Genomic DNA, 15,006 nt, shown 5'->3' with positions numbered 1-15,006 from the left:
GGCTCCGACGTCGCCGTGGCGGCCGGCCTGACCCTCGACGCCGATCCCGCCGGGACCCTGACCCTCGCCGGCACCGGCAAGCTCAACCTGGGCGGCGGGCTGACCGTGACCAACGGCTCGGGCGATACGCTCGCCATCGGCGCCGTCCTCGCCGACGCGGGCGGCAGCACCGGCGCCCTCACCAAGACCGGCGCCGGCACGGTGACGCTGTCGGGCGCCAACACCTACACGGGCGGCACGACGGTGTCGGCCGGCACGCTGACGGCGTCGGGCGGCAGCGCGCTGAACGACGGCGGGACCGTGGCGGTCGCCTCCGGCGCGACGCTGGGCCTTTCCGCGTCGGAGACCATCGGCACGCTGTCCGGCGCGGGCGCGATCACCCTCGGCGCCAACGCGCTGACGGTCAACCAGTCGGCCGACGGCACCTTCTCCGGCGTCGTTTCCGGCACCGGCAGCCTGGTCAAGCAGGGAACGGCCAACCTGACCCTGTCGGGCGCGAACAGCTACGGCGGCGGCACCACGGTGTCGGCCGGCACGCTGACCGGCACCACCGTCAGCCTCCAGGGCGCCATCGCCAACAACGCGGCGGTGGTGCTCAGCCAGTCCACCGACGGCACCTATTCCGGCGCCATGACCGGCACGGGTTCGCTGACCAAGTCGGGCACAGGCACCGTCACCCTGTCCGGCGCCAACACCTACACGGGCGGCACGACGGTGTCGGCCGGCACCCTGGCCGGCACCACCGTCAGCCTCCAGGGCGCCATCGCCAACAACGCGGCCGTGGCGTTCGGCCAGTCCACCGACGGCACCTATGCGGGCGCGATGTCCGGTACCGGCACCCTGACCAAGTCGGGCACCGGCGCGGTGACCCTGTCCGGCACCAGCAGCTACGGCGGCGCCACCACCGTCGCCGCGGGCTCCCTCCTGGTGACCGGCGGCCTGACCGGTTCCGGCGCCGTCTCGGTCGCTTCCGGCGCCACGCTCGGCGGCTCCGGCTCGGTGGCCGGCGCGGTCTCCGTCGCGTCGGGCGGCACGGCCGCGCCGGGCACCGGTCCCGGCACGCTGACGCTGGGCAACGGCCTGACCGTCGCCTCCGGCGCCACGCTGTCGGCGGAGCTGAACGGCACGACCGCGGGGACGGGCTACGACCGGATCGCGGTCACCGGCGCGGTCACCATCACCGGCGCCACCCTGTCGGCCAGCGCCGGCTTCACGCCCGCGCAGGGCGACAGCTTCACGCTGATCGACAATGACGGCGACGACCCCGTCACCGGCACCTTCGGCGGCCTCGCCGAGGGAAGCCTGCTGACCATCGGCACCCGGAGCTACCGGATCTCCTACGCCGGCGGCACCGGCAACGACGTCGTCCTGACCGTGGTCCCGGCCGTCACCGACGCCAACATCTCGATCTCGGGCGCCACCGGGACCGGCGGCGCGTTCCGGATCGGCGACACGGTGACCGCGACCTGGAACAGCACCGCGGGCGGCGACAACAACGGCGCCCTGACCGGGGTCACGGTCGATTTCAGCCAGTTCGGCGGCGGCTCGGCCGTGAGCGCTTCGAACAGCTCCGGCACCTGGACCGCCAGCTACACCATCGTCGCGGGCACCATCGAGACGACCGGCCGCAACGTCAGCGTCACCGCGTCCGGCCCCAACGGAACCTCGACCACCGCCGCCGACACCACCGGCGCCGCCGTGGACACGGTCACCGCGACGGTGACCGGCGCCACCTCCTCCACCGCCGACGGTTCCTACAAGGCCGGCGGCACGATCAGCATCCAGGTCGCCTTCAGCCAGGCGGTGACCGTCACCGGCACCCCCCTGCTCACGCTGGAGACCGGCACGACCGACCGGGCGGCCAGCTACGCCTCCGGCTCCGGCACGAGCACGCTGACCTTCACCTACACGGTGCAGGCCGGCGACACCTCGGCCGACCTGGACTTCGCCTCGGCCACCGCGCTGGCGCTGAACGGCGGGTCCATCGTGGACGGCGCCGGCAACGCGGCGACGCTGACGCTCGCGACGCCGGGCGCCACCGGCTCGCTCGGTGCCAACAAGGCCATCGTGATCGATACGACCGCGCCGACCCTGGGCGCCGCGGCCCTGACCGCCGCGACCGACAGCGGCAGCTCGTCCACCGACGGCATCACCAACGCCGCGAACCCCGCCTTCTCGCTGACCGTCGGCGAGGCCGGGCTGACGCTGGAACTGCTGCGCGGAACCACCGTGGTCGCCACGGCGACCTCCACCGCCGGCACCAACACGCTGACCCACACGGGCGCCGCCGAGGGCACCGGCCTCAGCTACACCGTCCGGGCGACCGATGCGGCCGGCAACCAGACCACGTCGAACGCCGTGACGGTGACCATCGACCGGACCGCGCCGACCATCTCCGACGTGGCGAACCAGACCATCGAGGAGGATGCCGGCACCGGCGCCCTGAGCGTCACGGTCGGCGACGGCGTGACCGCGGCCGGCACCGTGCAGCTCACCCGCGGCTCCGGCAACACCACCCTGGTGGCCGACAGCGCGGTCGTGCTCGGCGGCAGCGGTTCCGGCCGCACGGTCACCGTGACCCCCACGGCCAACCAGTTCGGCAGCGCGGTCATCACCCTGACCGTGACGGACGAGGCCGGCAATACCGCCACCGACAGTTTCACCGTGACGGTCAACGCGGTCGCCGAGACCCCGACGGTCTCGGGGGCCACCAGCACCACCGAAGACACCCTGTCCAGCGCCATCGCGATCACCCGCAGCGGTACCGACGGGTCGGAGATCACGCATTTCAGGATCTCCGCCATCACCGGCGGCACGCTCTACAAGGACAGCGGCGCGTCCGTCGCGATCGCCGGCGGCGACGTCATCACCGCGGCCGAGGCGGCATCGGTCTATTTCAGGCCGGGCAGCAACGCCAACACAGCCGACGGCGGCACCTTCGGCTTCCAGGTCCAGGGTGCGCGCGACAGCGCCGGCAACGGCCTCAGCCCAACGCCGGCCACCGTCACGCTGACCGTCGCCGCGGTCAACGACGCGCCGGTCCTCACGCCCGCGTCCCCGGCGCTGACCCAGATCACCGAGGATGCCACCGCCAACGGCGGCCAGCCGGTCTCCTCCATCCTGGGCAGCAGCGTCACCGACGTGGACACCGGCGCCGTGCAGGGCATCGCCGTCACCAGCATCACCTCCGGAAACGGCACGTGGCAGTACTCGCTGGACGGCTCGACCTGGACAGCCTTCGGCTCGCCCAGCCCGGCGGCGGCGCTGCTGCTGCGCTCGACCGACCATGTCCGCTTCGTGCCCGACGGGCGGAACGGCACCTCGGCGAGCTTCACCTACCGCGCCTGGGACCGCACGAGCGGCACGGCCGGCTCGACCGCCGACACCTCGGCCACCGGCGGCACCTCGGCCTTCAGCGCCGCGACCGACACCGCGACCCTCACCGTCGCCGCGGTCAACGACGCGCCGGTCCTCACGCCCGCGTCCCCGGCGCTGACCCAGATCACCGAGGATGCCACCACCAACGGCGGCCAGCAGGTCTCCTCGATCCTGGGCAGCAGCGTCACCGACGTGGACACCGGCGCCGTGCAGGGCATCGCCGTCACCGGCATCACCTCCGGAAACGGCACATGGCAGTACTCGCTGGACGGCTCGACCTGGACAGCCTTCGGCTCGCCCAGCCCGGCGGCGGCGCTGCTGCTGCGCTCGACCGACCATGTCCGCTTCGTGCCCGACGGGCGGAACGGCACCTCGGCGAGCTTCACCTACCGCGCCTGGGACCGCACGAGCGGCACGGCCGGCTCGACCGCCGACACCTCGGCCACCGGCGGAACCTCGGCCTTCAGCGCCGCGACCGACACGGCCTCGATCACCGTGACCGGGGTGAACGACGCGCCGACCATCGGCGGTGCCGGCACCCACTCGATCACCGACAAGCAGACGGCCCTGCCGTTCGCCACCATGCTGTTCGCCGACGTGGACAGCCCGGACCAGACCCAGACCGTCACCGTAACCCTGGACGCCGCCGCCAAAGGCGGGTTCACCACGCTCAACGGGTTCACCAGCCAGGGCGGCGGCGTCTATACCTACACCGGCACGGCGTCGGCGGCCCAGGCGGCCATCCGGGGCCTGGTCTTCACGCCGACCGACAACCGCGTCAATCCCGGCTCGACCGAGACCACGACCTTCACGGTCTCGATCAGCGACGGCAACGGCGGCTCGGCTTCCAACGCTTCCACCCGGGTGACCACGGCCGCCGTGAACGACGCGCCGCAGCTCGGCGGCGCGGCGTCCGGCCAGCCGGTCTCCGACAAGGGCACCCTGCAGCCGTTCCAGGGCTTCACCGTCACCGACGCCGACGCCAGCCAGTCCCTGACGCTGACGGTCACCGTCGACACGCCCAGCCGAGGCACCTTCAGCACGGCGTCGCTGACCGCTTCCGGCTTCACCCAGGCCGGGACCGGCAGCTTCACCTTCGCCGGCACCGCATCGGCGGCCCAGGCCGCCATCCGCCAGCTCGTCTACACGCCCGCCGAGAACCTGGTCGCGCCCGGCACCGTCGAGACCGTGCGCTTCACCGTGGCCGCGCTCGACGCCTCCGGGGCCAGCGCCAGCGACGACTCGACGACGGTCCGGATCACTTCGGCCAACGACGGCCCGGTGATCTCCGGGATCTCCGGCGCCATCGACACCACGGACCGCAGGACCGCCCGGCCGTTCCCCGACGTCCGGGTAACAGATGCCGATCGCCCGGACCAGACGCTGACCGCCACCGTCGCCATCGATCCGGCCAAGGGCTCGCTCAACGGCACCTACGACGCCGCCACGGGCGTGTGGAGGGTCACCGGCACCGCGGCCCAGGTCCAGGCGGCGCTCCGCGCCATCGTCTTCACCCCGACCGAGAACCGCGTCACCCCCGGCACGGTCGAAACCACCATGTTCACCCTCCAGGTGTCCGACGGGACGGTCACGGCTGGGGACAGCCTGACCAGCGTGCGGACCCTCTCCGTCAACGACGCGCCGACCGCCAGCCGCACGCTCAGCCGGGCGGCCGCCACGCAGGGCGTGCCGTTCTCCCTGACCATCCCGGCGACCGCCTTCAGCGACGTGGACGGCGGCGACCAGCTGACCGCCACCGCGACCCTGTCCAACGGCAACCCGCTGCCGGCCTGGCTGACGTTCCACACGAACACGCGGACCTTCAGCGGCACCCCGGCCAACGGCGACGTCGGCACGCTGACGATCCGGCTGACCGTGACCGACCTGGCCGGCGCCGGCGCCTCCGACATCTTCATCCTGACCGTGGAGAACGTGAACGACGCGCCGGTCGCGGCGGACGACCGGGTCTCCACCGGCGAGAACAGCGCCTTCACCCTCTCCCCCGCCCAGGGCGTGCTGTCCAACGACACCGACCCGGACATCGGCGACACCCGCGTCGTCAGCATGGTCAACGGCCTGGCCTCCAGCGTCGGCCGGGCGATCACGCTGCCCGGCGGCGGCCAGGTCACAATCCGCCAGAACGGCAGCGTCGTGTTCGACCCCAACGGCGCCTATGCCGGCCTCAACGCCGGGCAGAGCGTGGTCGAGCAGGTGCGCTACACCATCGTCGACGCGGGAGGGCTGACCTCGACCGCGACCCTGTTCATCACGGTGGAGGGCCGCAACAACGGCCCCGTCCTCCAGCCGGACAAGATCGTGACGATCGACCAGGACAGTTCCGCCATCGGCCTGAGCATCACGCGGCCGGTGGATCCGGAAGGCGACCCGCTGACCATCGCAATCGCGGCGCTGCCGTCCGTCGGAACCGTCAGGACCGCCGAGGGAGCGGCCGTGACGGTCGGTACGACGCTGACGGCCACCCAGCTCGCCAACCTGACCTACACGCCGCCGGCCGGATTCAGCGGCGACGCCGGCAGCCTGATCTACAGCGTGTCCGACGGGGGCGCACCGGCCGAGCAGGTGGTCGGCATCAGGGTCACCGCGGTCCAGCGGCTCGACGTGGTGCCGGTCGCCGCCGTCGCCGCCGAGGGCACCGCCGGCAACACCGTGCTGACCTTCCGCATAACCCGGACCGGCGACACCAGCGCCGAGACGGTGGTCGACTGGCAGGTCGACAACCCGACCCGGAACAACGGCCAGGCCGATGGCGCCGATTTCGTTGGCGGGCTGCCGTTCGGCAAGGCGACCCTGGCATCCGGCGCCAGCTTCGTGGACGTGACCCTGACGGTCGCCGCCGATACCGTGGTGGAGCCGGACGAGACCTTCACCTTCTCGGTCACCGGCGTCGCCACCAGCCTCGCCGGCGGCAAGATCGTCTTCCAGCGCGAGACCGCCCGGGGAACGATCCTGGACGACGACCGCGACGTGACGCCGCCCGCCATCGTGTCGGTGACGGTCCCCGCGGCCGGCAACTACGTGGACGGCGACACCCTGACCTTCACCGTCAAGTTCAGCGAGGCGATCGACCGGACCAACCTGGGCACGCCGCGCCTGGCGCTGACCATCGGCAGGACCACCCGCTTCGCCGATCTGGTCGCGGTGCCCGGCCAGCCCGCCGACACGCTGACCTTCGCCTATACCGTCACCCCGGCGGACGCCGACAAGGACGGCATCTCGGTCGGCCAGAACATCAACCTGAACGGCGGCAGGATCCAGGACGCCGCAGGCAACAACGCGGCACGCAACCTGGGCGCGCTCCGGACCGGCGACGTCATCGTCAACACCTTCAAGGGCGTCGTGGTGGACGGCTACATCACCGGCGGCACCGTGTTCGCCGACGCCAACCGCAACAGCGTGCTGGACGAGGGCGAGTCCTTCTCGATCACCGACGGCTCGGGCAATTTCGAGATCCTGGGCGGCAGCGGCCCCTATATCCTGGTCGGCGGGCGCGATATCTCCACCGGGCTGGACTTCAAGGGCATCTTCGAGGCGCCGCCGCGCGCCAAGGTGATCAACCCGCTGACCACGCTTCTGGTCGGCGTCGCCGGCCTCAGCGCGACCGACCCGCAGATCGCGGCGGCCCAGACGGTCGTCCGGTCGGCGCTGGGGATCGATGCCGGCATCGACCTGCTGACCTACGACCCGATCGTCGAGGCGACCGCGGCGGGCCGCTCCGCCGCCGAGGTCGCGGCCGCGGTGGGGATCCAGGCCGAGGCGGCCAAGATCGCCAACCTGCTGGTCCAGGGCAGCTCGGTGCTCGCCGGGGCCGCCACCACGGCGATCAACATGGGCGACGCCGGGCGCGCGGTCCTGGCGGCGCTGGCCGGGACCGTGTCGGCCCTGCCGCCGGGCACCAGGATCGACCTGTCCGCGCCGCCGGTCATCGAGGCCGTGCTGCGCGACGCCGCCGCCCGGCTGCCCGGCATCGACGCCGGCCGCGTCGCCACGGTCGCGGCCGACGCCGCCCAGGTGATCGGCGCCAGCAACGGCGCCGTGGACACCGCGACGGGCGGAGGCCAGGGCGACGCGGTGGAGAACCTGACCCGCATCACGCAGGCCCAGGTGGTGGCGCAGGGCAGCGCCGCGACCGCCCTGCAGGAGGGCACCGCGGGCGACGGGCTGACCGGCGCGGTGGACAGCTTCACCGGCGACAACCTGGGTGCCCGGGTGGACCAGGCCGCCGTGGGCATCGTGGTGCCGTCGCGCCTCGCCATCGCCGCAGCCGACGCCGCGAAATCCGAGGGCGACTCCGGCACGACCCTCTACAGCTTCACCGTGACCAGGTCGGGCAACCTGTCCGGCGCGCTGAGCGTCGATTGGCAGGTCACCGGAAGCGACACCCTGGACGCCGACGATTTCGGCGGCGCCCTGCCCGGCGGCACGGTGAGCTTCGCCGACGGCGAGACCGTGAAGACCATCACCGTGGCGGTCGCCGGCGACCAGACGATCGAGGCGGACGAGGTCTTCGGCGTCCGGCTGTCCAATCCGACCGCCTCGGCGGCGCTGGCCGTCGACACGGCGTTCGGCGTGATCCTGAACGACGATCCGGCCGCCCCGCGGATCACCCTGCCGGGCACCGCCAGCGTCCCGGCCGGCACCGCCACCGCCATCGCCGGCCTCGGCGTCGCCGACGGCAACAGCGCCACGGTCACCGTCACTCTGACGCCGGTCAACGGCTCGGTCGTGGTGACGGGACCGGCCTCGGTCTCCGCCTCGGGCAGCGTCCTGTCGGTCACCGGCAGCGTCGCCGACGTCAACGCGACCCTCGCCACCCTGCGCTTCGCCGGAAGCTCCGGCAGCGCCGCCGGCGCGATCGACGTGACCGTGTCGGACGGCGACCCCGCCACCGCCGACGATTCGGGCCGGATCGCGGTCTCGATCCTGTCGGCGCCGGAGAACACGCTGCCGGCGCGCCCGACGGTGGTCGCCGGGGTGTCGAGCGAGATCTTCGGCATCAGCGTCGCCGACACCGACAGCGGCAGCGTGACCGTCACCTTGACGCCCAGCCAGGGCACCGTCACGGTCACCCAGTTCGGCTCGGCCACCGTCACGGGCCTGTCCGGCGACCGGGTCCAGGTCGCCGGCACGGTCGCCGACGTCAACAAGGTGCTGGCCTCGCTGGAGTTCACGGCCGTGCCGAGGGTGCTCGGCGCCAGCCTGCTGATCACCACGGCCGACGGCGACGACGCCACGGCCGACGACAGCGACCTGCTCAGCATCGACGTCCTTTCCAGCCCGGAAAGCACCGTCCCCGCCGCCCAGACCGTGGTGGCGGGGGTGCCCCAGGCGGTCCCCGGCCTCACGGTCGGCGATTTCGACACCGCCGAGCTCCAGGTCACCCTGGTCCCGACCAACGGGCAGATCGGCATCGACGCGGTCGGCTCGGCCGTGCTGACCCGGCCCAACGACACCACGCTGCGCCTGACCGGCACCATCGCCGACCTCAACGCCTCGCTCGCCTCCCTGACCTTCACCGGCAAGTTCGGCTCGACCGCCGGCAGCGTCCAGGTGCTGACCACCGACCGCGACGCGCTGACGCCCGATCCCGCGGTGACGGTCGGTTTCACGATCCTGAACGCGCCGACCCTGGACCTGCCGCGCCAGCCGTCGGTCGTGGCCGGGACCACGGTGGCGCTGACCGGCATCACGGTCGCCGACGCCGACCCCGGCGAGGTCACGGTCACCCTGGCCCCGTCCGGCGGCACCCTGGCGGCCGCCGCGGCGGCCGGCGCGACCGTCTCCACCGCGTCCGACGGCACCCTCGCCATCACCGGCACGGTCGCCACCGTGAACGCCACCCTGGCGGGCCTGACCTTCACCGCGGGCCGCGGCGGGACATCCGCCGGCATCGCGCTTACGGTCAGCGACGGCGACGGCCGCACTCCCGACGCGCAGGAGACCCTGTCGATCGCGATCACCAGCACGGTCGACCTGAACCTCCCGGGCTCCGGCGTCGTGCTGGCCGCCGGCACCCCGGCGCCCCTGGCCGGCATCTCGCTGAGCGAGGCCGGCGCCGACCTGATCACGGTGCGCCTGACGGCCACCAACGGCATGCCGGCGCTGGCCGCGCAGGGCGGCGCCGCGGTCGCGGACCTGGGCGGCGGGCTCTTCACCCTGATCGGCAACTCCAGCGACATCAACGCCACGCTGGCGGGGATGACCTTCAACGGCATCCAGGGGACGGCCGAAGCCTCGCTCCGGATCCAGGTCGAATTCACCGACCCGTCGCTGGGCGCCATCGACAGGACCCTGTCCATCGCCCTGGTCAATCCGCCGGTCATCACCCTTCCGGCCGCGGCGGACACCTATGTCACCGCCGGCGGGACCGGGACGATCCCCGGCATCTCCGTCGCCGATTTCGACGACGCGAGCCTGACCGTCACCGTCGCGCCCAGCGGCGGCACCGTCGCCCTGGCCGCCGTCGGGGGCGCCACCGTGACGGCGGGCGCCGACGGGCGCCTGACCGTGTCGGGCACCAAGGAGGACGTCAACGCGACGCTGGCCGGCCTGGCCTTCACGCCCGCCGCCGGGGTCGCCGCCGGCAGCGTGACGCTGACCGCCATCGACTCCGACCCGGTCTCCCCCGCCGTCACCGCGACGCTGGCCGTCACCGTCGTGTCGCCGTCCCAGGTGACGCTGCCGACCGGCGGCACGGCGATCGCCGGCGTCCCGACGGAACTGCACGGCTTCTCGATATCGGACGCGGACAGCGCCGAGGTCACCGCGACGCTGGTCCCGACCGGCGGCACGGTCGAGGCGACGGCGTCCGGTTCCGCCACCGTCACCGTCGGGACCGACGGCCGGATCACCGTCACCGGCAGCCCGGCCGACGTCACGGCGACGCTGGAGACCATCAGGTTCACCATGACGGCGGGGGCGAGCGCGCCGTCGCTCCAGGTCTCGGTCTCCGACGGCGACGACCGCACCGCCGACACCTCGACCACCATCGCGCTGACCGTGTCCTCCCTGAACCCGCCGGTGGCGGGCGGCGACATCACGGCGCGGGCCCCCGACGACACGACCCTGTTCCTGCCCGAGGACAGCGCCGTCCCGGGCGCCGCCAACATCAGGCTGGCGCCGTCGGTCGTGCCCAACGGCGACGGCCACGCGCCCGACGCGATCCGCATCCTGTCGGCCACGGGCGGCACCCTGACCCTGGCCGACGGCACGACCATCGTCCTGGGCGCGTCGGGCACGGTGATCCCGCTGACCGCCGGCGTCGCCGACCTGCGCTTCACGCCCGCATCCGACCGAGACACCGCCGCGACGCTCCGCTACGTCATGGTCGATACGGTCCGGGGCACGCCGAACTCGGCCGCCTCCACCGCCACAATCGCGATCACGCCAGTCAACGACCTGCCGGTCGGATCGGCCGACACCGGCACGGTCGGGCCGGGCGGGACGCTGTCCGTCGGGGCCTCCGCCGGCCTGCTGGCCAACGACCGGGACATCGATACCGGCGACAGCCTGCGCGTTTCCGCGGTGAACGGCACGGAGTCCTGGGTCGGCCAGGCCGTAACCCTGCCGTCCGGCGCGCGCCTGACGGTGAACGCCGACGGTTCCTACAGCTATGACGCCAACGGCGCCTTCGCGTCGCTGGCGGCCGGGACGACCGGCACCGACAGCTTCACCTACACGGTCCGCGACAGCGCCGGCGGGACCGCGACGGCGACGGTGACGCTTGCCATAACGGGCGTCAACGACGCCCCGGTGGCCATGGCCGACGCCCTGGGCGTCGCGGCCAACGCCCGGCTGACCGGCGACGCGCCCGGCCTGCTGGCGAACGACCGCGACGTGGACGCGGGCGACACCCTGCGGGTCGCCGCCGTCAACGGGGCGACCGACGCCGTCGGCCGGCAGATCACCTTGCCGTCCGGCGCGCTGCTGCGGCTGAACGCCGACGGCTCCTACGGCTACGATCCCAACGGGCGGTACGACAGGCTGCCCGAGGGGGCGACCGCGACCGACAGCTTCACCTACACGGTCCGCGACGCGGCCGGCGCGACCGCCTCGGCGACCGCGACCATCACCGTCCGGGGCGTCAACGACGCGCCGGTCGCGGCGGCGGACACGGCCGTCCTGACCGAGAACAGCGTGTTCAACGTCGCCGGCGCCGGCGTGCTGGTCAACGACATCGACATCGACACGGGCGACACGCTCACCGTATGGGCGGTGGACGGGCAGACCGCCAATGTCGGCCGGACGATAACGCTCGCCTCGGGCGCGAGGCTGCTGGTGAACGCCGGGGGATCCTACCGCTACGACACCAACGGCGCGTTCAGCAGCCTGGCCCCGGGGCAGAGCCGGACCGACAGCTTCACCTACACGGTCCGGGACACGGCCGGCGCCGCCTCGACCGCGACGGTCACGCTCACCATCACCGGCGTCAACAACGCCCCGGCGGCGGTCGCGGACAGCGCGGCGACGACCGCGTCGCGGGTCCTCACGGCGACCGGCGCGGCCGGCCTGCTGGCCAACGACACCGACGTGGACAGCGGCGACGGCCCCCGGCTGGTGACGGCGGTCAACGGGAACGCCGCCGGCGTCGGAAGCACGGTCACCCTGGCCTCGGGCGCGAGGCTGACGGTGGCGGCGGACGGCTCCTACCTCTACGACCCCAACGGCGCCTTCGACACGCTGGGCGCCGGGCAGACCGCGACCGACAGCTTCAGCTACACGGTCGCGGACGGCTTCGGCGGAACCGCCGTGGGCCAGGCGACCATCACGATCACCGGCGTCAACAGCCCCCCGGCGGCGGTCGCCGACAGCGCGACGGTGACCGAGAAGGCCGTGCTGTCGGTATCGGCCCTGGGCGTGCTGGCGAACGACACCGACATCAACCGCGGCGACCGGCTGACGGTGGTCGAGGTCAACGGGAACGCCGCCTCCGTCGGCCGGACGATCAGCCTGGCAACCGGCGCCAAGCTGACGCTGAACGCCGACGGCTCCTACGTCTACGACCCGAACGGCCGGTTCGCCGCCCTGAACCAGGGTCAATCGGCGACCGACCGCTTCACCTACACGGCGTCCGACCCCAGCGGGGCGACCAGCACCGCCACGGTGGTCGTCACGATCACCGGCATCAACGACGCGCCGGTGCCGCAGCCCGATCCCGGCACCGTGCCCGAGGACTTGGCGGTCAGCGTGAGCGCCGCCAACGGCGTGCTGTCCAACCTGACGGATCCCGACCAGGGCGACACCGCGACCGTGACCGCCGTCAACGGCAGCGGGTCGGCGGTCGGCCGGGCGATCACCCTGGCCTCCGGCGCGATCCTGACGGTGAACGCGGACGGCTCCTACCGCTACGACCCCAACGGCCGGTTCGAGAGCCTCGCGGCCGGGGAGACCGCGACCGACGGCTTCACCGCCACCGTGCGCGACGCCGGCGGGGCGACGGCCACGGCGACGGTGACCCTGACCATCGTCGGGGCCAACGACGCCCCGGTGGCGAGGGCCGACGCGCTCGCCCTGGGCGAGAACGACCGGGCGGCCGTCGCGGCATCCGCCGGGGTGCTGTCCAACGACTCCGACGTGGACGCGGGCGCAGCGCTGGCGGTCAGCGCGGTGAACGGGCAAACCAGCAGCGTCGGCCGGACGATCGCCCTGGCGTCGGGCGCGCGCATCACGATGAACGCCGACGGCAGCTACGTCTACGATACCAACGGGGCCTTCGCCGCCCTGGCGGCAGGGCAGACCGCGACCGACAGCGTCGACTACACCGTCTCCGACGGGAAGGGCGGCAGCGCGACGGCGACGCTGACCCTGACCATCGCGGGCGCCAACGCGAATCCCGTGGCGGCCGCCGACAGCGGAACCGTGGCCGAGGACGGCATCCTGGCCGTGGCGGCCCCGTCCGGCCTGCTGGCGAACGACAGCGACCCCGACCGGGGCGCCGTCCTGACCGTCTCCGCGGTCAACGGCTCGCCCGCCGCCGTCGGAAGCACCATCCTGCTGGCCTCGGGAGCGAAGCTGACGGTCAACGCGGACGGCTCCTACCGCTACGACCCCAACGGCGCGTTCGAGAGCCTGGCGGCCGGGCGGAGCGGCACCGACAGCTTCACCTATACGGTGAGCGACGGGACCGGCGGCACCGCGACCGCGACCGCCACCATCATGGTCACCGGCGTGAACGACGTTCCGGCCGCGGTCGCCGACGCCGTCTCGGTGGCCGAGGATGCCGTGCTCGTCGTTCCGGCCAGGGGCCTGCTGGCCAACGACACCGATGCGGACGCCGGGACCGTGCTGACGGTGACCGCGGTCCAGGGGAGCCCCGGCGCGGTCGGGACCGCCGTCACGCTGGCATCCGGCGCGCGGGTGACCGTGGCGGCGGACGGTTCCTACACGGTGGACACGGCCGGCAAGTACAATGGGCTGGCGGCCGGCGAGACCGTGACCGAGCGGTTCGATTACACCGTCTCGGACGGGCAGGGCGGCAGCGCCACCGGCACCGCCACGATCACGATCGTCGGAACCAACGACGCTCCCGTGCTGACCGGCGCCGTCACCGCCCAGGGCGCCCGGGAAGCCGAAGCCTTCAGCTTCAAGCTGCCGGCCGGGCTGTTCGCCGACGCCGACGTTTCCGACAGGCTGACGCTGTCGGCCGACCTCGCTTCCGGCGCGGCCCTGCCGGGCTGGCTGAAGTTCGATGCCGCCACCGGCACGTTCAGCGGCACGCCGGGCGGCGGCGACGCCGGATCGGTCAGGGTGCGGGTGACCGCGACCGATTTGGCGGGGGCGACCGTCTCCACCAGCTTCGCGCTGACCACGCAGGCGGCGCCCCAGGTGGTCACGCCGGTCTCCAGGCCGGCCGAAACGGTCCCGGCGGCGACCTCGACCACGGTGCAGGCAGGCGGGCCGCCCGCCATGATCATCCTGCCGCTGGTCCAGTCGACCTCCACCCTGTCGACCGGGTCGTCCACGATCCCGTCCTCCTCCTCGACCTCGGGCGGGAGCGAAGCCTTCTCCTCCGGCAGCTTCACCTTGCCGGCCGGCCGGTCCCCGCTGGTCAGCATCGGGTCGGGAGCGGCGGACGGCGGCCTGCGGCTGCTCAGCGGCGTGCCGGACCGGCAGTTCGGGATCGACGGCGCGAACAGCTTCAGGCTGCCGTCGGGGGTGTTCGGCCACTCCGACCCCACGGCGACCATCACCATCGAGGCCACCCTGGCGGACGGCTCGCCGCTGCCGGGATGGCTGAAGTTCGACGCCTCCTCCGGCACGTTCAGCGGAGCTCCGCCGGCCGGCACGGAAAGCCAGCTGGAGATCCGGGTGAAGGCCCGCGACAACGCGGGCGCCGAGGTCGTGGTGGACTTCAAGCTGAACGTGGGCGAGTCGCGCGAAGCGCCGGCGGCCGACCGCGCTCCCGACGCAGCCCCGGGCGACGGGCAGAAGAACTCCGACGCCGCGCCGCGGCGCGACCCGCAGGAGGCGCGGGCGCCGCTGGCCGGCAAGCCGTCGCTCACCGCCCAGCTCAAGGCGGCCGGGCAGGGCGATCTCCTGACCGAGGGGATGGCGCTGCTGGAAAGCCTGCTGAAGGCGGCGGGCGCCGACTCCCTGGACCGCGCGGCGTGA

At 73.3% G+C, this 15,006-nt stretch carries 1 protein-coding gene (running past one end of the window); it reads left to right on the top strand.

From position 1 onward, the window contains the following. Positions 1-15,006, top strand: the 3' portion of a protein-coding gene (locus tag IGS68_RS22525) for an Ig-like domain-containing protein (RefSeq protein ID WP_201074109.1). The gene continues 13,068 nt to the left of window position 1, outside the view; 15,006 of the gene's 28,074 nt are visible here — the last part of the coding sequence; its start codon lies off the left edge, out of view; the stop codon is at positions 15,004-15,006.

Origin of the sequence: Skermanella sp. TT6 (assembly GCF_016653635.2) — a bacterium.
GTDB classification, from domain to species: domain Bacteria; phylum Pseudomonadota; class Alphaproteobacteria; order Azospirillales; family Azospirillaceae; genus Skermanella; species Skermanella cutis.
The sequence above is the reverse complement of the archived record's forward strand: the minus strand, read 5'-3'. Positions and strand labels throughout refer to the sequence as shown.